Origin of the sequence: Bacillus sp. ISL-55 (assembly GCF_018613155.1) — a bacterium.
Classification (GTDB): domain Bacteria; phylum Bacillota; class Bacilli; order Bacillales; family Cytobacillaceae; genus Mesobacillus.
Genome location: NZ_JAGGQU010000016.1, coordinates 49,019 through 72,296, shown reverse-complemented (window position 1 = coordinate 72,296; position 23,278 = coordinate 49,019). Strand labels below are relative to the sequence as shown.

Here is a 23,278-nt window from a genome sequence, read left to right as displayed (position 1 = left end):
GATTGAGACACAAAAGCTGTCCGAAGTAGCTTAAGGTTCGGACAGCTTTCGGCATTGAGAGGCAAAAGCTGTCCGAAGTAGCTCAAGGTTCGGACAGCTTTCTGGATTGAGACACAAAAGCTGTCCGAAGTAGCTCTGAGTTCGGACAGCTTTCTGGATTGAGAAACAAAAGCTGTCCGAAGTAGCTCCTGGTTCGGACAACTTTCTGCAATGAGACATAAAAGCTGTCCAAAAGTTCCCAAAGCTTGAACACCACCACGCCAAATTTTCCTCTATTTGAAAAATCTCACGCTTACAGCATTAACACAACCAGCAAATACCCAAACACCGATAGCAACACCGAACCGGCAAGTCCTGCTGACAATGCTTTTCCGCCCATTTGCTTGAATGATTTAAAGTCGACATTCAAGCCGAGTCCTGCCATGGCCATTCCGATGAGCAAATAGGCGAGGCTGACGATGGCTGAAGCAGCGCCCTCACTGACAACTCCTGTCGTATTGAACGCACTAACCGCAAGGAATCCAAGAATGAACCATGGAATTGGAAGGGTAGCCAGCGTCATTTTTTGACCGGCGGCACCAGTTTCCTTCCGCTGGATAAGGAATCCTATTAAAATAGCAACCGGAACAAGCAGCGCTACCCTGGTTAATTTTACGATAATCGCGAGGTCGAGGGCAGCCTGTCCAGCGGGATCGGCAGCAGCGACGACGTGGGCGATTTCATGCAGTGTGCCTCCCGCAAATACACCATAATCAAGTGCTTTCAAATCAAGATAAGAGAAGATCAAGGTATAAAGAATCGTGAAAATCGTTCCGAGCACAGCCACATTGGCTGCACCCACAGCGGTTTCTTTTTCATTGGCCTTGATGACTGGCGCGATGGCGACAACTGCTGCAGCTCCGCAAATCGCAGTCCCGCAGGCAGTCAGGATGCCAAGTCTTTTCTCCACCTTAAAAAGGCGGCTCAATCCATAGACGACGACAAGGGCAAACGCCAGATTCGCGAAGGCGATGAAAAATACCGTTGATCCAGCATTGTAAATATCATAAAGATTCAGCCTGAATCCAAGCAATATGATTCCGAGACGAAGCAATTTTTTGCTGGAATAAGATGCACCTTCCAACAGGCTGCTGTTCACTCCGACAGACGCCCGCCAAATCATTCCCAGCATGATGGCAATGACAAGCTGGCCCATGATTGAAAAGAATGGCAGGCCGGCAATCAACCGGGCAGCCAGCGCAAGCGCCAGAGTTAAAGCAATACCTCTCATGACGGGCATGGTAAAACGAGGCAGTAGATCATTTATTTTCATTTATTACACGTCCTTATAAACTTTCTAACTACCACTTTACCTTTTAAAAGAAAAATAGCAAAACCCATATGTGTATCTATCCCAAATTGGCAATATTCACAAAACGGCTATATGTAAGCTAAGCATGGGTACTGGATGGTGCTTATAATAAAGGTAACTATATCCTCCTTAAGCAGGTGAGCAAAATGGAGAAAAGCATGTCGGAGGGAAGGTTTCTTGTATATATTGTAGCTGCTGTCATGCTTTTGATGGTGATCCATCTCTATCATGCCGACCTTTCGTCCTATTTGAACCCTGAAAATTATATTGCCATCCATACGATTTTGGAATTTTTCAGCATTGCGGTTTCGTTTTCGATTTTCTCATACGGCTGGAAAGCGTTCAGCTTCTCGCAGTCCAGAAAAATCCTGATGCTGAGCTTTTTGTTTTTCATCGTCGGAATGCTCGATTTATTGCATACACTCACATTCCAGGGAATGCCTTTTTTTATAACGGAAAGTTCCATCGCGAAGGCAACATGGTTCTGGGTTTCGGCCCGCAGCATTGAATCATTATTGATCGTGCTGGTTCTCGTTCTGCCCGAACGGAAGCTGCAGCAGGATCCAAGGCGCATCTGTCTGGCAGTTTGCACTGCGGTTATAGGAGTCATAATGTTCGTGATTTTCAGGTTTGAACAGAGCCTTCCGCTGCTCGTCATTGAAGGTGAAGGGACAACCATCCTGAAAAATCTCATAGAATACGCTGTCAGTTTCCTGCACTTCATCTCAATTATCATTTCACTTTACTTTTACAATGAAGGCAAGAAGGGCCAGCATCTGTATGTAGCGCTGGCATTCACGTTTCTGTTTTTGTCCGAACTCGTTTTCACGATCTACCAGAGCGTTTATGATATCGATAATTTCACCGGCCATCTGTACAAGGCACTTGGCTACTTTTTCATCATGAGAGGGTTTTACTTCTCGGCGATTGCGGATGACAGCTTTCTGAAAGATCCTCATCAAAAAATGTGGCGGCAGACGGAGGAGATGATCCAGAGCCATTATGGAATCATTTTCAAGCTGTCAAAGCAGGGCGATGACTTCATCCACCACATTGTTGGCGGCGGGCTGCTGAATGATCTTGGCTTCACCCCGAATGAGATCAATGGCAAGACCCTCGGTGAATTCCTGCCCGATAAGGCGGGGAGAATTGAAAGGTACTATGACTGTGTCTGGAAAAATAACGAGAAGATTGTCTATGAAATTGAAATTGGCGGTCAAACGTATGCGATCTCTCTCATGCCCGTTATGACCAATGGCGAGGTAGTGGAGATAGCCGGAGCCGTTATGGGGATCGCTAAGTATTCACGGTTGGACCGCTGTTCCAGAAGTATGAAGGCCAATGCTTTGTAAGCTTTGATCAAACCTGCAGAAATGCAGGTTTTTTGTTTCCCCATTGCCGAATGGAATTTTATAAAAACCTGCGAATAAGCTATAAGTATAAGCCCTGTCCGATTACGAGGGTGACATACTCAGGAAGGGAGCGCCAGAACTTCTGAAGTCTAAATATTAAAAATAGTCTTTTTTTAGGATATTATTTAGGAAGCCGAAGTGTTAAACTGGGTGTGTGTTTACAAATTTCTACAATGTTCTTGAAAAATGTAAGCATTTACAATTCAAAAGGAAGAGGTGTTGAAGGTGCTAGGATTTTTACAAAGAATCGGGAAGGCTTTGATGCTTCCAATCGCTGTTTTACCTGCAGCTGCGTTATTGCTGCGTCTTGGGCAGCCGGACTTATTGGATATTCCTTTCATTTCTGCAGCAGGTGACGCGATCTTCGCGAATCTTGCATTATTATTCGCGATCGGTGTGGCAGTTGGTATTTCGAAGGATGGCCACGGTGCTGCCGGTCTTGCTGGTGCAATTGGCTATTTTGTTTTGACAAAGGGTGCAGGTGCTGTCAATGAGAGCATCAATATGGCGGTGCTTGGCGGGATTTTATCCGGGGTAATCGCCGGTTTGCTTTACAACCGTTTTCACGATATCAAGCTGCCGGACTGGCTCGGATTCTTCGGCGGCAAGCGTTTCGTTCCGATAATTACTTCATTGGTGATGATTGTTTTAGCCGGTATTTTCGGTTATGTTTGGCCGCCAATCCAGACAGGCATTAACAATGTCGGTGAATGGATTGTCGGTGCTGGTGCAGTTGGAGTAGGCGTATTCGGTTTCTTGAACCGTTTATTGATTCCAATGGGCCTTCACCATGTTTTGAATACGCTAGTTTGGTTTGAATTCGGTGAATTCACCAATGCGGCAGGAGAGGTTGTTAAAGGCGACCTGAACCGTTTCTTCGCAGGCGACCCTAAAGCTGGTATCTTTATGAACGGTTTCTTCCCAGTCATGATGTTCGGCCTTCCAGCTGCAGCATTCGCGATGATTGCCGCGGCGAAAAAGGAACGCAAGAAGGCTACTGCAGGAGCGCTTATCGGTTTAGCGTTCACATCATTCCTAACAGGAATCACAGAGCCAATCGAATTCTTGTTCATGTTCCTGTCTCCAGTCCTTTACGGAATTCACGCCGTTTTGACTGGTCTGGCAATGTCGATTACCTATTTGCTCGATATCCACCATGGATTCGGATTCTCAGCCGGTGCAATCGACTATGTACTGAACTACGGAATCGCCCAAAAGCCATTGCTGCTGCTCGGTGTCGGCCTCGTGTACGCAGTGCTGTATTTCGTGATTTTCTACTTCCTGATCATCAAGCTTGACCTCAAGACACCAGGACGCGAAGACGAGGTTGAGGGTGAATTCACGGAAAGCGGTGCATCAAAAGGAAATTACGCAGAGCTTGCAGATCATTATCTTGCAGCATTAGGCGGCAAAAGCAATCTTAAGGAATTGGACAACTGCGTAACCCGCCTTCGTTTAAAGGTCGGGGATATGGCAAAAGTAAATGAAGCAGAACTGAAGCGCCTTGGCGCAAAAGGTGTGTTGAAGCTTAATAAAACAGACCTTCAAGTCATTGTTGGAACCGATGTAGAATTTTTGGCCAATGAAATGAAGAGAAAATAAGAAAGACAGACTTGGCGGCATCTCACCGCCAGGTCTTTTTTACAAAGATTGATGGTTATTGTCAGCTGAAATCCGAGCTTATATAAATGGAGGGATATTTTCATGAAACGACTGCTTGACTGCACGGCATCAGATTTTGAACAAATGACGGGACAGGATTTGAAAAAGGCGATCATCGCTTCGGAGGGACGGACGATTTTATCTGAGGTCATCGGGGCATTCTCACCGCTTTATCCGGCAGTGACGAATGCCGAACTGGCAGCAACATTCGGTGCTGACCTTATCCTGCTGAACTTTTTCGATGTGGAATCCTTCGGTCGAGAGCTTGCCGGAAACAGAGCCTGCTGAAGTGGTCCGCCAATTAAAGAAGCTGGTTGGCCGTCCTGTTGGCTTGAACCTAGAGCCGGTCGACCTCCAGGCTGACAAGCTTGAGACACTGCAGCAGCTGCCTGAAGGAAGGATTGCTACCGATAATTCACTTAAAAGAGCGAAGGAGCTTGGCTTCGATTTCGTCTGCTTAACAGGGAATCCAAAAACAGGCGTCACGAATTCCGAGATTTCGAAGGCCATCGAGAAAGCCCGAGCAGCTTTTGGGCCAGATGGGTTGATCATTGCGGGAAAAATGCATGGCGCCGGCGTAGCGGGTGAGACGGGAAGCTCGATGATGACGGAGGAAACCCTGCATAGCTTTGTCGAAGCAGGTGCTGACATCATCCTGATTCCGTCGCCGGGCACAGTTCCAGGTTTCACGGTCGAAAAGACAGCAAAGCTTGTTGAGCTTGTCCACCAAAAAGGGGCTCTCGCTATTTTAACGACCGGAACAAGCCAGGAGGGGGCCGATGAACAAACCATCAAACAAATAGCCCTGAACAGCAAGATGGCCGGTGCCGACCTCTATCATATCGGGGACGCCGGGGCAGCTGGTATCGCTTCTCCGGAGAACATCATGGCCTATTCAATTGTCGTCCGCGGCAAACGGCATACGTATGTCCGCATGGCAGCTTCTGTACGCAGATAATTCCTGATTTTGCATGTTCGCCTTAGCTATTATCCGGGTAAAAGTATAATCCAAGGCTGATACTAACATCAGGAGGGATTCAACATGGATAAGGACAAGTACGTAAATATTGATCCAAACGCAAAGTCTGCCAATCCAGTTTCAGAAAAAGATCAACAGGAAACAGCAGAAGCGAACATGAAGCTCCAGGAAGCTTTTTACGATGAAAACGAAAGCGATGGAATCGACCCTGCAAACCTGAATAACCAAACAGCCATACTGACTGAAATGGACTAAAAGCCGGCATGTATTTGCCGGCTTTTCCTTTTAGAGGCTTATCACTGCGAAAGCCAATCCTATTGATGGCGGTCTGTTTTATCGCTCTGGTCTTTGTTGCGTTTGTTTCCCTTACTGTTGTCGCCGCTCGTCAATTCACCGGAAAACTCGGACATCTGGTTACCGAGCTTTGGCGAGTTTTGATTTTTGCTGCCCTTATTGAACTTTTTCGTCATTGTAAGCCCTCCTTAAAAGTGAGTACTAAGTTAGTTTTCCCAGTATAAGGGTGGCAATATGTAAATTTTTTTTAAACTGAGGTTCAGTTAAGTCAATCTGTAAAAACTTTTAATACTAAGAATTCAATAAAAAAGGACAGCTTGCACCCAGCTGCCCTTTAAAACTAAACCTTATACTAATCGGTCAATCTCTTCCTCGCTCACTAGCTCAACCTCCGCGAGACCTTTCAACTCCTGAATCAGCCCGTTCGCTTCCTCATAGAGCGTGTCATCTGTAAATATCTCTGAGTAATAAAGGGAATGATTCAGCACAGCTTTCACATGCAGCCTTGTGCCGGATTCAGTGTCTTCGTCACCCAAAGTGACAGCGGAGCGTGAGGTTTCGTGCTGATTGAGAAAGACTTTATTGCCATTGTGTTCTTTTTTCACAGCTTCAACAATTTCCACCAACGAATTGACTCGTTTCAATGACATCACCCCTCTAGTTATGTATTCCATGTTTCAGACATTTAAAACCACTCAAAGAATTATTTCGAATGTAGTTCCTTTGTCCAGCTCGCTGCGAACCGCAATTTTTCCGCCATGCGCTTCTACTAGTTCCTTTACGATCGCAAGTCCGAGCCCTGAACCTCCCAAAGCTTTCGACCGTGACTTGTCGACCCGGTAAAAGCGCTCAAAAATCCACGCCTGATCTTCTTCAGGAATGCCTTTCCCTTCATCGATGATGGTGATATGGGTATGGCCATTCCTTTTAAAAGCCTGCATTGTAGTCGTCGTTCCTTCATCTGAATACTTTCTGGCATTATCCAGCAGGTTAATGAGAATTTGTTCAAAGCGGACCGGGTCAGCCTCGATATAGACTTCCCCGTGACAGGCAAAATTAAGCGCCATATTTTTTTCAGTAAAAGAAGGTACCATCCTCGAGTATATTCCCCGCATGAATGTACAAAGTTCCAAACGTTCCTTTTGGATGGTAAAAGTGTTTTCATCCATTTTTGCAAGGTCAAATAATCCTTTAACCAGACCGGAAAGCTTGGTTGCCTCTTCATGGATGATTTGCAGGTATTGGCTTCTGTCCTCAGATGTTATTCCCGGCTTACCGGCGATGTCTGCATACCCTTTTATATAAGTGAGCGGTGTCCGCAATTCATGTGAAATGCTCGCGAGGAACTCATTCCTCTGCCTTTTCATGTGGCTTAGGTCATCAGCAAGCACCTGAATCGATTCTGCCAGCTCGCCCAATTCATCGTTTCCGCGGCGGGGCAGAGTGACGGAGTAGTCGCCCTGGCGGATTTTTGAAGTCGCTTCATTCATCTTAATGACTGGCTTAGTAATGAATCTGGAAAGGAAAAGGATAATCACGGCCATTGAGGTCAGCAGCAGGATTCCGGCAAGCAAGAAGTGTTTATTCAGCTTGGAAATCAGGCTCTGGACCCGCTGGGTGTTCTTGAACATATAAACAGCCCCGTCGTTCTCCAGGGTGCTTACCGACGCAATATATTGCTTTTCCTGCCAGTCATCTTCTAAAATCAGCCCGGATCGCGAAACATCACCTGGCGTTTCTATAATAATGTCCTGCATGTAGTCATCCGTCGGTATGGAAGAAGAAATGATCGCACCTGTCTGATCGGTGATAATGACATGGGTGTCCGTCCTCGATTCCATTGTCGTGATATGATGGATGGTTTCCTTGCTATAGGAAGTTTCCAGAATATCACGATGGTTATTGCCGCGCGTTTGCAGGGAAGCCAGTTCTTCGTCGATCCTGGAATGGATGATAGAAGAGTGAAGGTAGTAGAACAACACACCTTCGACCAGCAAGATCGTTATGAAAAAAACTGCCCCGATTTTTAAAGAAATCCGATCCATTTATGCCACTCCCATGATCAATCTTACCTTCATCATACTAAAAAAGTATCCAGAAACAGAGCAGAATAAGGAAATAGAAGGGAATAAAGATAATTATCAAGAGGTGGAAAAGCGAAATCCCATGCAAAAAGGCGAAGAAACATCGCTCCTTCGCCTTTTGACCTCAAAAAAAATTTTGACTATCGTACTTACGCTTTTTTACAGTAAGTCATTCACCTTATAAATCTTCCCGTTTTCGAGGTTATCAGCCAGTACTAGTTTAACAAGCGCTCCGGCAACAGTATCAGGACTGCGAAGACTGCCGCTTTCTTTGTAGTTTCTGAAGGTATCCACATCGGCGAATGCTTCTTCTGAGGAAGAGCGGATTGTCACCTGCATGTCCGTATCCATCAGGCCCGGGCTGAAGGCGATGACCTTGCTGCTGCTTCCGTTGTTCTCAAGCTCCAGGCCGGCGGTCATCGTGAACATGTTGACAGCGGCTTTTGTGCTGCAATAAATGCTCCAGCCCTGGATTGGCCGCTCACCAGCCCCGGACGTTACATTCGCAATGATGACTCTGGTGCCGGTTTCTTTTGCTTTTTGTAAAAATAGATTACTGATCAGGATCGGTGCCGTCAGATTCACCTGGACATTCGTCTGGACCAAGGATGCATCAAGCTCCCCGGCCACATCAATCGGCTCGATGACTCCGGCATTGTTGATGATATAGATGGTTTCTGCATCGCGAAAAATTTCCTCGGAGATTTGAGCGGAGACGCTTTGGACCTGCTCGGCAGAAGATATGTCACAGCTAAAGTGTGTATAGCTAATCCCAGCCGCTTCTGCAGCCTGTTTCAATGTGCTGTTTTCATTCCTGGAAATTGTTATGACAGAGATTCCTTCTGAGACGAATTGTTGTGCTGCTGCTGCTCCAAGTCCCCTTGAGGCACCCGTTACGATTGCGTATTTCATTATGATTCTCCTTTATGTAAACTTCATTGTTCTCAGTCTAAATTGAAGCAGATTATGCATCAGACTGGAATGAACCCAGTGCTGACGGCATGAATGTTTTTCATGAGCCAATCTCTATTCGATTCCAAATCTACGTTCTCTGCGGTTTGAAGCGCGAGTCCAATATATTGTTCCTGTTCGGTCATCTCGCCTGACACGGCATGGGCACGCGCCTTCGCCTCATAGGCAAAGCCAAGGTCAAATGCGCCCAGGTCATGGTCCAGGCACAGCTTTTCGGATTTTCTTGCATGGTGGAGGGCAGCCTCGCCTCTCCCAAGTATCGCATACACTCTTGAGATCTGCCATTCGCCGCGGGCAAAGTTCAGCGGCGTGCCAACGATTCCCCAGTGATAGCGGGAAGCCATCGCCGCATAAAGCATCGTATCATCCTCGTTTTCTGTCCGGTCCTGTTTTTCGATCAGATCCCAGGTAAGATTGAACAAATCAATCGCCATTTGTTTGTGGGTTGTAAAATCCATATTCATTTCCATTTATAGACTCCTTTGAAGGTTTTATAAACTAGTAATTAGACAAAAGAGAGGGATTTCCTTTTTATAAAAAAACATCAAGGCATTTGCACTAGGCAACAAGCCAATTGAAAAGGATATTCCAGCAAAAAAAAACAGCAGGCGTTTATGCCATGCTGTTTACAACTAATTGATAAGGCTTTTCCATTCATTTATAAAAGTGGAAGCAGATGCGTTGGGGGATGCCAGCACTTCCTCTGTGGGACCAGTCTGCTTCAGCTCCCCATCCATCAGGATTGCCAGCGTATTTGCGAGGAACTTCAATTCCATAAGATCGTGGCTGACAAAAACAGTCGTCGTGTTTGTCTGCTGGATGATGGTCTTGATATCCTTCAATAACTGGACTTTGGTGGGGAAGTCAAGGGCAGAGAAGGGCTCATCCAGAAACAGCACCTCAGGCTCAAGCACCATTGCCCTTGCCAGATTGACTCGCTGTGCTTCTCCGCCGGATAAGTTCGCGGCATGCTTTTTTGCAAGAGAGCTGATTTGGAATTTTTCCAGCCAATAGGCGACCTTTTCTTTCACTTCCTGTTTTGGGAGCTTCCGAAGCTTTAAGCCGACCGCGACGTTTTGGAAGACTGTTGTATCAAGGAGAAGCGGCTGCTGCATCGCGACAGCGAACTTCCTGCGCATATCGAGCGACAAGTCATTCGTAATGTCCTTGCCTTTCAGAAAAATCGTACCCTGCGCAGGCTTTTCCAGCAGAGCCAGCGCCTTGATGAACGTACTTTTTCCAGCACCGTTCGGGCCCATGACCCCGAGGATTTCACCCTCATGAAGCTCAAAGTGGGGAATGGAAAGAAGAACTTTTTTACCGGCTCTCACTTCTAGATTTTTTGCAGTGATCATAGGCTCCGCTTCCTTTGCTGTAAGTAAGTTAAGCTGAATGTAATGATGAATGCCAGCGTCATCAGAATAAATGAAAGGGCCAGGGCGATGTCAAAGTTGCCTTTAGAAACCTCCATCACAATTGAGGTCGTCAATATTCTCGTTTCGCCGCTGATATTGCCGCCGACCATCATGGCGGCGCCGACCTCGGCAATGACCCGTCCGAATCCGGCGATGATGGCTGCAAGGATTGCAAGCTTTACCTCTTTTGTCAATATCCAGTACAGCTGCAGCTTTGTGGCGCCAAGTGCCTTCACCTGAAGGATCAATTTAGGGTTGATCTGCTGGAATGCTGTGCTTGTAAGCGCGGTGACAATTGGCAGCGACACTAAGATCTGTGCCATGATAATCGCAGTTGGTGTATAAAGCCAGGCTAAATCTCCAAGCGGACCTGAACGCCAAAGGAAAAGAGTAATCCATAGACCGGCGACGACAGGAGGGAGCCCCATGCCGATATTGACGATGGCAAGGATGAACTTCCTGCCTGGAAAGCGGGCAAGTCCAAGAAACATGCCGGCCGGGATGCCGATCAATGTGCTGATCAAAACAGCAGTGATCGATACCTTGAGAGTCAGCAGGGTGATTTCGAGAATCTCCGGGTCACCCGACAGAATCATTTCTATGGCTTTTTTTAATCCTTCAAGTAAAAGTTCCATATGCAATCAGGCTTTCTTTTAGAATTTTTATCGCATGGTGAAAATGAATTATTCGAATAGGAAGAATAGAGGCTCTCCGTATTCGTCTGCACCGAAGTCCTTAATCATCTTTTTTGTGTCTTCTGCCATCATGAATTCCACAAATGCTTTTGCACCCTCTGCGTTCACTTTTTCATGCTTGTCGTTGTTGACCTGCATGACGTGGTAAATGTTCAGCAGGCTTTCGTCGCCTTCTACTAAAATGTCAGTTTCAGGCATGTTTTTCTTCTGCGCAAGGAAAGTAGCGCGATCTGTCAAAGTATAGCCTTTTTTTTCTGCAGCAATCTGGAGTGTCGCGCCCATGCCTTGTCCAGCCTCCATATATGCTTCTCCAAGAGCTTCCGGGTCAAGGGACGCTTTCTTCCAAAGCTCAAGTTCCTTTTTATGAGTACCGGAATCATCGCCGCGTGAAACAAATGCCTCTTTGGAATCGGTGATTTTCTTCAATGCCTCTGGAACGGACAACCCTTTTACTTTTGCCGGGTCTTCTGCAGGTCCGACAACGATGAAATCATTGTACATGACTTTTTGGCGGTTGATGGCATCACCGCTTGCTACCAGTTTTTCCTCTGCTGCTGGTGCGTGAACAAGAAGGACATCCGCTTCGCCGCGCGTTCCCATTTCAAGTGCCTGGCCTGTACCTACAGCAATGATTTTAAGGTTATAATCATGCTTCTCCTCAAATTCAGGATGAAGGACATCGAGCAATCCGCTGTCCTGGGTGCTCGTTGTCGTCGCGAGAATCAGGTCCGTTCTTCCCTCTTTTACGGAAGATTCCTTAGTAGATGAATCGGAACAACCGGTAACGACAGCAATCATGAGTATAATCATAAAAGAAAGCAATGGGTTGAGTTTCATGTTATGCCTCCAATAAGTGGTTTCCATAAATGATTTTCCCGAAATCTTCAGCATCATAGCCATCGAGGTCAGCGATGCTTTCTTTAAAATTGGTGAGTTGAATCAGGTCGGCCAAGTGCCGCAGTGCTCCTTTATTTTCCGGAGTCCAGCGGAACACGAGATCAAACTGTTCTTTCGTCAATGGGATGAAATCCAATCCAAGCTGGCTTGCTGCACATCTGATTCCAAAAGCGGCATCAGCGGTTCCTCGGCTGATATGTGCTGCCGCACCCAGGTGAGTCCATTCCTCATTTGCATAGCCTTTTACAGCAGATGGCTCAAGTTTTTCGTTTGCTAGAAAGGAATCGAGCAGGAAACGGGTTCCGGCTCCTTTTTGGCGATTGATGATCTCGACATCATTTCTTGCCAGGTCGTTGACACCGGTGATGTTCTTTGGATTGCCTTTTGCCACGATCAAGCCCTGTTCCCGGGATGCAAGTCTCATCACCGTTATTGGCTCATGGACAAACAATTGGCGGATGAAGGGAAGATTGTACTGTTGCGATGCCGGATCCAGCAAATGAACAGCGGCGATGTCAGCGCTTCCGCGGTAAAGCATCATCAACCCCTCAAGACTGCCGATGTAGGAGGGAGTGATTGATAGACCGGTACCCTCTAAAGCTATGTACTTAACAAGCTGCTCAACAAGGAAATCATGGCTGCCTGCCAGCTGCAAAGTATGCAAATCCCTGGAGTCTTTAGTTCTGGCTGGATTTGCGGACATACTGGCTTTGTATCTTTCAAACTCAATTTCTTCTATTCTCATTTTATTGCCTACTTTAAAAGCAGACAGGTCACCACGCTTAATTAATTCATACACGGTATGCTTTGAAATTTTCAGCATGGCCGCAATTTCGTCAGGAGTATAAATTTGCACAGAGATTCCCTCCTTTTCTTCCTAAATTAAATATAATAAAATATTTGATAGATAGGTATAGTTTTCGTTAAGTTTTGTTGTGTTTTGTTTGGTTTCATTGTAGGATTATCGAAAAATGTTCACAATTTAGGCTGGGAACTGCCAATACAGTGTCGTTGGTTTTCCAAATATAACCTTCGTAAAATACTCCGGGCAGTATTGTGTATTTCTTATAGATACCATGGTAAACTAAGCATTAGACAGAATTGATGTAGAAAGGAACAGGGAGAATGAAGATTTCAGATAAAGCGCGCGACATTTTAAAAGAAATCCTCGCTGAGCGTAACGCAGCAGGGATCCGCGTCTATTTCGGCGGCTTTGGCTGAGGAGGCCCGCAGATTGGGCTGGCTCTGGAGGAGCCGGAAGAAGATGATCATGTAACAGTTATCAATGAAATCCAAGTCGCAATTGAATCCAATATCGTCGACTATACTGAAGGTATGGCACTTGAATATGACGAGTATCGCGAAGGTCTGGTCCTGATGGGCGGAGACGGCGGCTGCTGATAAATGTAAAAATGCACACCATTTGAGGATGGTGTGCATTTTTTTAGCGGGAACTGGAAAAAAACAGTATAAATTTCCAATTCGCTATAAAAATGAGAAATTCGCTATAAAAATGAGAAATTCGCTATAAAAATGAAAAATTCGCTATAAAAATGAAAAATTCGCTATAAAACAGAAAAATTCGCTATAAAACAGAAAAACTCGCTATAAAATCACGATTTCCGCTATAAAAATTTTCAAAACTGTCCTGCATACTGAAAATACAGCACAACAAGCCCCATGATCCACACATAAATCGCAAAAGGCTTCAAAGAATGATTTTTCAAATAGCCAATCATCCATTTTACTGCGATATATCCGAAAATTGCTGCTGAAATGATGCCAATCAACAATGCCTGAATCGAAATCGTCTCACTTCCGCCGCTGAAAAGATCTTTCCCCTGCAGGACAATCGCTCCCAGAATCGCAGGAGTTGAAAGCAGGAAAGAGAAGTAGGCCGCTGTCTCACGGTCGAGCTTACGCCAAAGCGCCGCGACAATCGTCAATCCTGATCGCGAAATCGCCGGAAAAATCGCCGCCGCCTGGAAGCTGCCAATCACCAGCGCATCGGTATAGCTGATATCATCCATCTTTTTGCGGCCATTTTTGATCGAATCGGCGAACCACATCAAGGCACCAGTAACCAGAAATTCCCAGCCAATCGTCACGCCGGTTTTGGAGATTTCATCAAAGTAGTCCTCAAACAGCAATCCGACCACGACAGCCGGCAGCGTGCCGACAACAAGGAGGAAGGTCAGCTTCCCGAACGGATTTTTCAATATCTTGATGAATTCATATCTATAAAACACAAACACCGCCAGCAGCGTACCCACATGAAGCATCGTGTCGAGCAGCAGGCCGGCCTCCTCAAGACCGAATAAATTCCTGCCCAGATAAAGGTGTCCAGTACTGCTGATCGGCAAAAACTCTGTCAGCCCCTGGATAATCCCAAGAAAAAAAGCTTCAATTTTTGATAGCATACAGAATCCCCACTTTTTCAAAGACTTTGTCCCTTACAAAGCTATGAAACATGTCCCCTCTCTATGCCCGCAAAATTGTTAGCAGACCCCATTGACGGACATAAATGTGTGAAAAAGCAGGGAAACTGTCCGTTATCAAGGTTATGACGGCCACAAATCCGGGAAAAAGCAGGGAAACTGTCCGTTATCAAGATTATGACGGACACAAATCCGGGAAAAAGCAGGAAAACTGTCTGTCATTAGGGTTATGACGGACATAAATCCGGGAAAAAGCAGGGAAACTATCCGTCATCAGGGTTATGACGGACACAAATCCGGGAAAAAGCAGGGAAACTGTCCGTCATCAGGGTTTTATAAACTAAAATAAATCAGCCCATCAAACAAAAAAGGAAGCCTAACCCATTTACCTGCGCCAATTTTCCTGAATAAAATTATTTGGATATGTAATAATAACCATTTCATCGTCAGAAGTTGTGATTTATTGTCGAAAAAAATATAATGAAGTATTGAACAGTTCTTAAAATAAGGCTCGATTTTCATGCCTTACAAAAAAAACTTCCTTAACGCTCATTCCAGTTGGAAACTGCCTTCATTAAAGGGGAATAAAAATGACTTCGAATCAAAAAACGAATTCCCGGCTCGACTACGGGCTGGTTACGATATTGATCCTATTATTTCTTGCAAGCTGCATTGCCATTTACAGCGCGCAGACGACGGGGCAGTATGGCTCTGAAAACTTTTTGATAAAGCAAATTATCTGGTACATCATTGGTGCCGGCATCATAACCGCGGTCATCACACTGGATTCCGACCAGCTGCAAAAATTGAGCTGGTATGCGTATGGTTTTGGGCTCGTCCTGCTGGCGGGTCTGATCGTTGCGCCTTCAAGCATTGCTCCTGTCATCAATGGGGCGAAGAGCTGGTACAGGGTGCCGGCAATGGGTACCCTGCAGCCTTCGGAATTGGTAAAAGTGTTCATCATCCTGGCGCTTGCGAGGATGATTGTCGACCACCATCAGAAATATCGGCTGAAAAGTATGCAGACGGACTTCTGGCTTTTGATTAAAATCGGTATTGTTACGATGGTACCGCTCCTGCTCGTCATGCAGCAGCCTGACCTTGGTACATCGCTTGTTTATATTTCAATCATGCTTGGGATGATTTTTATCTCGGGTATCACCTGGAAGCTGCTTGTGCCAATTTTCGGGACAGGCCTTACACTGATTTCGATCATATTCTATTTTGTGATCTGGAAGCCTGAAATCCTTGAAAAATATCTTGGTGTGAAGGAATATCAATTCGGAAGGATTTATTCCTGGCTTGACCCTTATAATTACCAGAGCACAACCGGTTTCCAGCTGACCAGATCGCTGCTTGCCATCGGATCAGGTGAAACAGTGGGGAAGGGCTATGGAACAAGGGAAGTATACCTGCCCGAGAGCCATACTGACTTCATATTCAGCATCATCGGCGAGGAGTTCGGCTTCGTTGGAGCAAGCATCATCGTAAGCTTGTTTTTCCTGCTGATTTACCAAATCACAAAAATCGGCATGGAAACGAAAAACGATTTCTATACTTACATCTGTGTTGGCGTCATCAGCATGATCACCTTCCATGTATTCCAGAATATAGGCATGACCATCGGACTTCTGCCAATCACGGGCATCCCGTTGCCATTTATCAGCTATGGAGGAAGCTCGCTCATGGGAAATATGCTAGCTGTAAGCTTGATTTTCTCGATACGGTACCATTATAAGAAATATATGTTCTCGACCACAGCATAAGCAAAATGAAAGGGTGTCCCAAAGTATTTTGGGACACCCTATTTCGATTTACTCGACAATACCCACCTCAGTAATAATCACATCAGTTTTAACATTGACAGTTAAATTCTTATATTCATCTTCCCATCTTTTAAAATCGAAGCCTCTTGTCTTGCTTTTGATGAACTCGCCAAATCCCACGGGATCGATGCCCTGCTCCTGGAAATCCTTGATCATAGTGCTGGATTCTTTGTTGACATGTGCTTCGAATTCTTTTTCAATCTTCTTAATAATCTCTGGTGTTACAATATTTCCTGTGTATTCACGAATCAGGCCTTTGATCTTGATCTCTACGGTAAGGCTATAGGGGTCCCGTTTCGTCAGCTTGATTTTATGTTTTGATTCCAAATCTTTTATTACCACTTTCTCCTTACCGACATCAAGTTTAAATGCCCCTTCGCTAAACTTGTCTGTAAGCAGCTTAAAGAAGAACATTTTTTCTGGAGGGAGTTCGCTCATGAGTTTATCATCTTTAAATAATGCAATCCCGACTATATCAATAATTTCGGGCTCTACCTTTTTTAAAATAGGAAGGTAGGGGTCTCTTCCTTCCTGATAGAGGTCAAATAAATAAAGGTGCATGTTTGTAATTGGAAGATTGCGTGTTTCCATATTGTGCTTAATCAGCTGGGATAAATGGATTGCGTTCCCCCTGTTGCCATATGTCCCTGATAAGATGCTTTTTGCTGACTCATCAGCGACAGCAAAATAAACCCTCGCACCGATGCTTGCATCCCGTTCGAATGCATCTGTAAACTCTCTAATTCCCTTTTTAGCAATGTCTTCTCCGAATAAAGCAATTTCCAATGACCCAGTTACGAGTGGCTGAGCTGATTTTCGCTGAACTTCCTGAATCAGGTCCCTGCTGCTCGTGGCAGTCGCGGAATAGGTGAAATTGCCAATTTTCTTATCAGGATTGAAAATCGGAATCATGACGGTACCTTCAATTTTGTCTTTCTCAACTAAATCATAGCCAACGCCCATCTCGATATTGACATCATCAATGATTTCTTTTTCGACACAACCTGAAAGTGTGATGACTGCGGCTAAAACTAGAAAAAAATTTCTAATTCTCATTTTTATTCTTCACCTTCTTGGCAATCAAAGTGGCGATAAATAAAATCGGGATATAAATATAGGTAACAGCGAAGCCAATTTTTGCAGTCCAATCATTTAAAAGATTGATTTTCGCACGAGTATCAAAAAAGGAAACGGCAACCAGACAGATCAGCGCTAATACTATGACGCCTTTCTTTTGGCGCAGTTTAAATGCCCTCTTTAAAATCATGCTGCCTCCCCAAAGTGCAATGCAGATATTTGGAAGGATAATCAAGTTCCAGTTGGCAATACCGATATATTCAAAACGCTCGACAAATGGCATGCTGACAATCTTCCACATTTCTAGTGTGGCCCAGATGGATTTGGCCAGCTGTGCTTCTGAAAAATAAGTGAAAGTAATAATTGCTAGGACAGTGTAGATGATAGTCGTCAAAAAGACCCCTAAATGTGCCCACTTCTGGGACTTAGGTGCATCTTTTATAAAAGGGTAGAAAAACAAGGGTATTTCGAATCCGATATAGGTAAGGGACATGTTATATGCACTAGTAGCGAATTCTTTAAGAGAATGATCAAAAATTGGCAGTAGATTCCTGAATTCTGCATACTTGAGCGCGAACCCGAAGGTCAGCAGCAGATAGCTCGGCAGGACTATACAGAAAAAAGCAATACCTGTCACGGTCCGAAAACCGCCAAATACGATATAAACAGACAGAAGCAAAAAGACAAGGCTGTACCAGAAAGTACTGATTTCTGGGAACATCCATACCTGAATGACTTCAATAAATGTCCTTAAGACAGCCAAAGCAAAAATTAGCAGGTAGACGATAAAAACAGAACTTAAGGCATTGCCGATTACTTTACCGAAAACAAAGGAATTGGCAGCAACAATATCTCCATCAACCGTACCGCAAATTTTATAAATCATCCAAATGATAATATGGATACTCAGGCCAGCAGCAATGACCGATATCCATGCATCATAGCCAGCATCCTTCGCGATGATTCGCTGGTAGCCAAGGACCCCGATGCCAATCTGCATGGACATGATTAAGTAGAGAACGAGAAATGGTGAAACTTGCAATCTTTCAGGTACTGGCTGCTGCATTCATCAAAACCTCCAATGCTCATTCATCGATGTCCTTCTTTTGCTTCGCTTTTTTTTCACTGAAACGGACAGGGTTTTCTGTCCTCAAATATTGTGGCCGGTTATATTGCATTGTAAAAGGGAACCGAATGATCGCATCTTTGAAATCCGTTACCCTTGGAGGATACAAAGGCTCCAGGAAAGGCCTGCCCAATGATGTTAGTCTAAGCAGATGGGTCAGGAGGAACGAAAAGGCGACGACGATTCCAAGCATTCCCCAAAGCTCAGCTAAGAACAGGAAGGGGAATCGCAGCAACCTGATTGTATTGCCCATCCGGTATACAGGTGTTGTAAAAGATGCCAACGCTGCCAATGCGACAATGATGAGCAGGACGTTACTCGTTAGGCCAGCTTCAACGGATGCTGTCCCGATTACGATTCCACCCACGATACCGATCGTCTGGCCGACCTTGGTAGGCAGGCGGGCTCCGGCCTCACGCAATAGTTCAATCGTCAGTTCAAGGAACAATGCTTCAAGAATAGGAGGGAGCGGAATTTCCCGCCTTGAAGTAATCAATGTGCTTAGCAGGTCCTTTGGGATTAATTCATAATGGTAGGACAAGGCTGCTACATATATAGGTGTTATCAGGATCGAGAACGCAACTGCGAATAAACGGATCAGTCGGAAAAAAGAAGACAATAAATAATTCAGGAAATAGTCTTCGAATGAACCGAAAAATTCAACCAGGGTCGTTGGCCCGATCAATGCGTGTGGTGAACCATCTACAAGGATGGCGACTTTACCTTCCGCAAGTATTGCTGCAATACGGTCGGGCCTTTCTGTATCGAGCAGCTGTGGAAAGGGAGAGTTCTGGTTATCTGAAATCAACTGGACGATATAGGAGCTATCCGTAATTTCATCAAATTCAATCTCTTTGACCCGCTGTACAACAGTATTGACGTTTTCTTTATTTGTAATTCCATCAATATACAGGACTGCCACACCTGATTTAGAAATCGAACCTACTGTGAAATTTTCGATGATCAGCTCTTTCACAGGGACTCTTTTACGAATCATGTTGAGGTTATGGTCCATGGACTCCACAAATGATTCCTTTGGACCGATAACACTGAACTCTACCTCAGGCTGCGCAACGTTTCGGACAACCTCTTTTTGGGCAGCAACAAAAGCAAAGTATTTTTCTTCATCCTCCAGAGTCAAAAGGACGTAACCATTAAACAATTTAGTCTCAATATCTTCATTGTTATCAGAGACCTGGACATCAGCAATGGGGATCAGCTTTTTTACATCTTCTATCTTAATGAAATCGCCTTCCAGTAAATATGGAAGGGCATTGTTCTGAAGGATGCTCTCGTCTACAAGAGTAGTCATGAAAGAAAAGCAGAACTTTTTACCTGATTTTTGATTCACGTAAAAAGTCTTTTTAAAATCATGTGACTTTAAAAGTGCTTTTTCCCATTCATGCTCATTGAGATATTGCCCTGGCTTTTGTCCTTCAGTATCTTGACGGACCGCTTCCTTTTCAATTTCTTGCATTAGCTTTTTTTTGAATAACTGTCTCATGTACAATCTCCGCCATTCTGGATTTACGCTTATCATTTCCGAAAATGGGAGGATTATGAAAACTCTTTTCGCAATTTTAGTGATGAATGGATGAAGGTGATATAGGAAAAGGAGGTGTATAAAACAGCAGCCCCCGCAAATCATCGTTTGCGGGGGCTGTGCATTTTATCTATGGGTGGGGAAGAGTTAAATAAAATCTTGGGGGGATTTTATTTCAACAAATGTTTTTCAAGGTCATCCAGCATCAGATTAGCAGCCATAACACCGCCAGCTGTATTCCAGATGGCATCATTAACTTTGTGGACTTCACCTTTTTTCGCTACCACAAGGTTCTGGAAAAGCGGGTCCTCGATCCATTCCTTTTCAACTTCAGTCGCTTTGCCGTCGCCTTCATCATATGTGAAGTAGAAGAGGACATCTCCGTCCATTGCCGGAATTCTTTCCTTAGTCACACCTTTTTCAGCAAAGTCTTCTTTATCCTGGCTTTCAGGACGAGCCATTCCGATTTGCTCCAGGATTACGCCCGAGAATGAATCCTTGTGGTAAATACGTACGTCACCAGCCATGAAGCGAACCATCGAAACTTTCGTATTTACTTTATCACCAAGTTTTTCTTTTAGATCTTCGATTCGCTGATCATAAGCAGCAAGTACTTCCTTGCCCTTTTCTTCTTTGTTTACAGCTTTTGCATAAAGTTCAAAGTTGTTTTTCCAGTTTCCGCGAAGATCCTCTGCAAACACTGTAGGTGCGATAGCTTTAAGCTGTTCAAAAATATCTTCCTGGCGCATTTTATTGCCGATGATCAAGTCAGGCTTTAGGGCTGCAATGGCTTCTACGTTAACCTGGCTTTCGACGCCAACTACCTCGACATCCTTCATATCATCGGCGATATGGTCATACCAAGGGTCGCCTGTCCATGACTGAACTGCACCAACTGGAGTAACTCCCAGCTCAAGAAGTGCTTCCGTACCTTCATTTGTCAGGACGACAACCTTCTCTGGAGTCTTATCCAGTGTAGTGGTGCCCATGGCGTGTTCAACTGTATAGCTTTCTTCCTTTTCCTTTGGTTCTTCAGCTGTGTTCTTAGATTCATCTTCACTGGCACCGCATGCCGCCAAAAGCAGGATGGTGAAGATGCTGATAAGAGCCAGCAAGTGTTTTGAGACTTTCATATGTATTTCCTCCTAGATTGTTATTGATAATCGTTTTCAATTACTGCTCCTTTATGATAAAATGCAAGTGGAGTTAATGTCAACACTAATTGATAATGATTTTCATCATCATTGACGATTTTGTGAAATTGTCTGGTGACATAGTGAAAAGGGATCAAATTTCAAGTAAAGTAAAAAACAATATTAACAACATACTTAAATGGTTGTTTTAAAGGTTGTCCTTGATCTGTTTAAATGAGTTTCATTTTAATCATTTTGTCTGAGACAGCAACAAATATTACAAAGAAGTTTTCAAAAAGAAAGGTTAAATCATCATGCTGCTTAAAACCAATGGCCAAAGATTGATCGGTTTAGTGATTGCAATCTTATTCGTTTTATTTTTAATATGCGCCAGCATCGTTTACGGTTATACAGACACATCATGGGTAACGGCGTATGATGCCTTTACGAATTATGACGGTTCAAATGAACATATTATTATTCAATCAGTTCGCCTTCCTCGGGCACTGATTGCTGCTGCTGTAGGAGCAAGCCTTGCGATTGCGGGTGTCTTAATGCAGACATTGACGAAAAATCCGCTCGCATCACCAGGTATTTTTGGCGTGAATGCAGGAGCTGGTTTCGCGGTGGTAGTAGCGGTGACGATTTTTTCAGTTGGGAGCCTCCAGGCGTTCGCATGGATCTCCTTTTTGGGTGCCGCACTTGCAGCAGTCAGTGTCTATGTGATTGGCTCGGCAGGCCGTGAAGGATTGACACCGATGAAATTGACACTTGCAGGAGCAGCGATGACTGCGATGTTTTCTTCGTTCACCCAGGGCTTGCTCGTACTGGATGAAGCTGCTCTAGAGCAGGTTTTATACTGGCTCGCGGGCTCTGTACAGGGCCGCAAGCTGGAGACGCTCATTGGAGTCCTCCCATATTTAGCGATCGGCTGGATTGCAGCTGTTTTGATTTCTTCTAAAATGAACATCTTGTCAATGGGCGAGGATGTGGCAAAGGGACTTGGTTTGAATACTGGTTTCGTCAAGCTTGGCACCGGCATCATCATCGTTCTTTTATCGGGTGGGGCTGTCGCTGTTGCTGGCCCAATTGGTTTTATCGGGATTGTGATCCCGCATTTGACAAGGGCTGTGGTTGGCATTGATCACCGCTGGGTCATTCCTTTCTCTGCGATTTTCGGAGGGATGCTGTTATTGGCAGCGGATATCGCTGCCCGATATGTGCTGATGCCGCAGGAAATCCCTGTAGGTGTCATGACGGCGATGATTGGAACTCCATTTTTCATTTATATCGCGAGAAAGGGGTTCAACGGAAAATGAGCCAGTACAGAAGTTTAAGACTTTTTAAAGATAAAATCTCTTTTTTGATTGATAAAAAAGCAGCGGTGATTTTTCTGGGCCTGCTCGTTACAGCATTTGCCGTGTTTGTCATCAGTACCGGCCTGGGCGATATGGATATAAGCCCAATAAGCGTACTTGCTGTTTTTTTCGGCGGGGGAAGCGATATGGAGAGATTGGTCGTTCAATCGTTCCGCCTTCCCAGAATTATCGTTGCTCTGATGGTTGGGATCAGTTTGGCTGTCGCCGGTGGACTTTTGCAGGGGATGATCCGGAATCCGCTTGCTTCACCGGATATTTTGGGAATCACTGGTGGGGCAGCGGTAGCGGTTGTAGGTTTTTTAGCTATTTTTAGTGATGATAATAATGCTCTGACAGTAAGTATAGAATGGATGCCTGTTGCCGCATTTGCAGGTGCCGCAATCGTAGCATTCCTGGTTTATTTCCTTTCCTGGAAAAATGGCGTCTCGCCTGTGAGGCTCGTATTAATTGGTATAGGGATTTCGGCCATGATGCAGGCGTTGACGACACTTATGATGATCATGGGGCCGATCTATCGGGCCAGTCAGGCGAATATCTGGATCACGGGTACGGTTTATGGCTCGACATGGGCAAATGTAGCGGTGCTCGTACCCTGGACCGTCATTATGCTCCTGATTGCCTTTATCTTTGCCAGGAACGTGAATGTACAGGAATTAGGGGAAGATATAGCAACAGGGGTCGGTGGCCATGTCCAGCGGCAGCGGTTTGCACTATTGCTTGTCAGCACTGCACTTATAGCCAGCTCAGTTGCCTTTGCCGGCGGCATTGGTTTCGTCGGCCTGATGGCCCCGCATATGGCCAGGAGACTTGTCGGTTCAACATTCGGTGCTCTGTTGCCAGTATCTGCTTTGATTGGCGGAATCCTTGTCATGCTTGCTGATTTGATTGGGCGGACAATGTTTTCACCACTAGAAGTCCCGGCGGGTGTTTTCACCGCAGGCATTGGGGCCCCGTATTTTGTCTACCTGCTATTCAAGACACGTAATACTTAAAGC

The 23,278-nt window shown here is 45.0% G+C and carries 21 protein-coding genes and 1 pseudogene; 7 read left to right on the top strand and 15 right to left on the bottom strand.

Features of this window, described 5'->3' with window-relative positions; translation table 11 throughout:
• Window positions 1-292 precede the first annotated feature (292 nt).
• Entirely contained in the window at window positions 293-1,312 is a 1,020-nt protein-coding gene (locus J7E32_RS09265) for a YeiH family protein (protein ID WP_214906652.1), read from the bottom strand.
• 185 nt (window positions 1,313-1,497) lie between these two features.
• Here J7E32_RS09265 and J7E32_RS09260 point away from each other — a divergent pair, with 185 nt between their 5' ends.
• The 4 genes and pseudogenes from J7E32_RS09260 to J7E32_RS09245 all read left to right on the top strand — a co-directional run bounded on the left by J7E32_RS09260 (window position 1,498) and on the right by J7E32_RS09245 (window position 5,659).
• Entirely contained in the window at window positions 1,498-2,703 is a 1,206-nt protein-coding gene (locus J7E32_RS09260) for a membrane-associated sensor domain-containing protein (RefSeq protein ID WP_214906650.1), read from the top strand.
• A gap of 285 nt (window positions 2,704-2,988) precedes the next feature.
• Window positions 2,989-4,365 carry an N-acetylglucosamine-specific PTS transporter subunit IIBC gene (gene nagE / locus J7E32_RS09255; protein WP_214906648.1) on the top strand — a complete coding sequence of 459 codons (1,377 nt, stop codon included), beginning with the start codon at window positions 2,989-2,991 and terminating at the stop codon, window positions 4,363-4,365.
• Between the two features lie 102 nt (window positions 4,366-4,467).
• Window positions 4,468-5,383: pseudogene (locus J7E32_RS09250) on the top strand (DUF7916 family protein).
• 84 nt (window positions 5,384-5,467) lie between these two features.
• On the top strand, window positions 5,468-5,659 hold the full coding sequence (locus J7E32_RS09245; RefSeq protein WP_214906646.1) for a hypothetical protein: 192 nt from the start codon (window positions 5,468-5,470) through the stop codon (window positions 5,657-5,659).
• 59 nt (window positions 5,660-5,718) lie between these two features.
• Here the strand turns inward: J7E32_RS09245 and J7E32_RS09240 are convergent, their stop codons facing one another.
• The 10 genes from J7E32_RS09240 to J7E32_RS09195 all read right to left on the bottom strand — a co-directional run bounded on the left by J7E32_RS09240 (window position 5,719) and on the right by J7E32_RS09195 (window position 14,181).
• Window positions 5,719-5,874: a hypothetical protein gene (locus tag J7E32_RS09240; RefSeq protein WP_214906644.1), complete on the bottom strand. Its 156-nt coding sequence runs from the start codon at window positions 5,872-5,874 to the stop codon at window positions 5,719-5,721.
• 171 nt (window positions 5,875-6,045) lie between these two features.
• Window positions 6,046-6,342: a hypothetical protein gene (locus J7E32_RS09235; protein ID WP_214906642.1), complete on the bottom strand. Its 297-nt coding sequence runs from the start codon at window positions 6,340-6,342 to the stop codon at window positions 6,046-6,048.
• A gap of 51 nt (window positions 6,343-6,393) precedes the next feature.
• Window positions 6,394-7,743, bottom strand: a complete 1,350-nt coding sequence (locus J7E32_RS09230; RefSeq protein WP_214906640.1) for a sensor histidine kinase — start codon at window positions 7,741-7,743, stop codon at window positions 6,394-6,396.
• A 198-nt stretch (window positions 7,744-7,941) separates the two neighbouring features.
• On the bottom strand, window positions 7,942-8,694 hold the full coding sequence (locus J7E32_RS09225; protein ID WP_214906638.1) for a (S)-benzoin forming benzil reductase: 753 nt from the start codon (window positions 8,692-8,694) through the stop codon (window positions 7,942-7,944).
• 59 nt (window positions 8,695-8,753) lie between these two features.
• Window positions 8,754-9,224 (bottom strand): hypothetical protein, encoded by a 471-nt coding sequence (locus J7E32_RS09220; protein WP_214906637.1) that lies wholly within the window; start codon window positions 9,222-9,224, stop codon window positions 8,754-8,756.
• Between the two features lie 162 nt (window positions 9,225-9,386).
• Window positions 9,387-10,109 carry an ABC transporter ATP-binding protein gene (locus tag J7E32_RS09215; RefSeq protein WP_214906636.1) on the bottom strand — a complete coding sequence of 241 codons (723 nt, stop codon included), beginning with the start codon at window positions 10,107-10,109 and terminating at the stop codon, window positions 9,387-9,389.
• A complete protein-coding gene (locus J7E32_RS09210; RefSeq protein WP_214906635.1) occupies window positions 10,106-10,804 on the bottom strand; it encodes an ABC transporter permease in 699 nt (232 codons plus the stop codon). The genes J7E32_RS09215 and J7E32_RS09210 overlap by 4 nt, the downstream gene beginning before the upstream one ends.
• A 48-nt stretch (window positions 10,805-10,852) precedes the next feature.
• Window positions 10,853-11,701 (bottom strand): ABC transporter substrate-binding protein, encoded by an 849-nt coding sequence (locus J7E32_RS09205; RefSeq protein WP_214906634.1) that lies wholly within the window; start codon window positions 11,699-11,701, stop codon window positions 10,853-10,855.
• 1 nt (window position 11,702) lies between these two features.
• The gene (locus J7E32_RS09200; protein WP_353654032.1) at window positions 11,703-12,617 is read right to left on the bottom strand and encodes a substrate-binding domain-containing protein; all 915 of its coding nucleotides are present in this window, start codon (window positions 12,615-12,617) and stop codon (window positions 11,703-11,705) included.
• 781 nt (window positions 12,618-13,398) lie between these two features.
• Window positions 13,399-14,181 (bottom strand): undecaprenyl-diphosphate phosphatase, encoded by a 783-nt coding sequence (locus J7E32_RS09195; RefSeq protein ID WP_214906633.1) that lies wholly within the window; start codon window positions 14,179-14,181, stop codon window positions 13,399-13,401.
• Between the two features lie 608 nt (window positions 14,182-14,789).
• On the opposite strand from J7E32_RS09195, the gene J7E32_RS09190 reads away from it, so the two are divergent.
• Complete coding sequence (locus tag J7E32_RS09190; RefSeq protein WP_214906632.1) at window positions 14,790-15,965, top strand: FtsW/RodA/SpoVE family cell cycle protein; 1,176 nt, start codon at window positions 14,790-14,792, stop codon at window positions 15,963-15,965.
• A gap of 48 nt (window positions 15,966-16,013) precedes the next feature.
• Here the strand turns inward: J7E32_RS09190 and J7E32_RS09185 are convergent, their stop codons facing one another.
• The 4 genes from J7E32_RS09185 to J7E32_RS09170 form a co-directional block, all read right to left on the bottom strand.
• Complete coding sequence (locus tag J7E32_RS09185; protein ID WP_214906630.1) at window positions 16,014-17,081, bottom strand: Ger(x)C family spore germination protein; 1,068 nt, start codon at window positions 17,079-17,081, stop codon at window positions 16,014-16,016.
• Entirely contained in the window at window positions 17,071-18,168 is a 1,098-nt protein-coding gene (locus tag J7E32_RS09180; protein ID WP_214906628.1) for a GerAB/ArcD/ProY family transporter, read from the bottom strand. The genes J7E32_RS09185 and J7E32_RS09180 overlap by 11 nt, the downstream gene beginning before the upstream one ends.
• A gap of 19 nt (window positions 18,169-18,187) precedes the next feature.
• Window positions 18,188-19,705, bottom strand: a complete 1,518-nt coding sequence (locus tag J7E32_RS09175; protein ID WP_214906626.1) for a spore germination protein — start codon at window positions 19,703-19,705, stop codon at window positions 18,188-18,190.
• 236 nt (window positions 19,706-19,941) lie between these two features.
• Entirely contained in the window at window positions 19,942-20,904 is a 963-nt protein-coding gene (locus J7E32_RS09170) for an ABC transporter substrate-binding protein (RefSeq protein ID WP_214906625.1), read from the bottom strand.
• 314 nt (window positions 20,905-21,218) lie between these two features.
• Here J7E32_RS09170 and J7E32_RS09165 point away from each other — a divergent pair, with 314 nt between their 5' ends.
• Together J7E32_RS09165 and J7E32_RS09160 are read left to right on the top strand one after the other, a co-directional pair.
• Entirely contained in the window at window positions 21,219-22,223 is a 1,005-nt protein-coding gene (locus J7E32_RS09165) for a FecCD family ABC transporter permease (protein WP_214906623.1), read from the top strand.
• Window positions 22,220-23,275 (top strand): FecCD family ABC transporter permease, encoded by a 1,056-nt coding sequence (locus J7E32_RS09160; protein ID WP_214906622.1) that lies wholly within the window; start codon window positions 22,220-22,222, stop codon window positions 23,273-23,275. The genes J7E32_RS09165 and J7E32_RS09160 overlap by 4 nt, the downstream gene beginning before the upstream one ends.
• The last annotated feature ends 3 nt before the right edge of the window (window positions 23,276-23,278 follow it).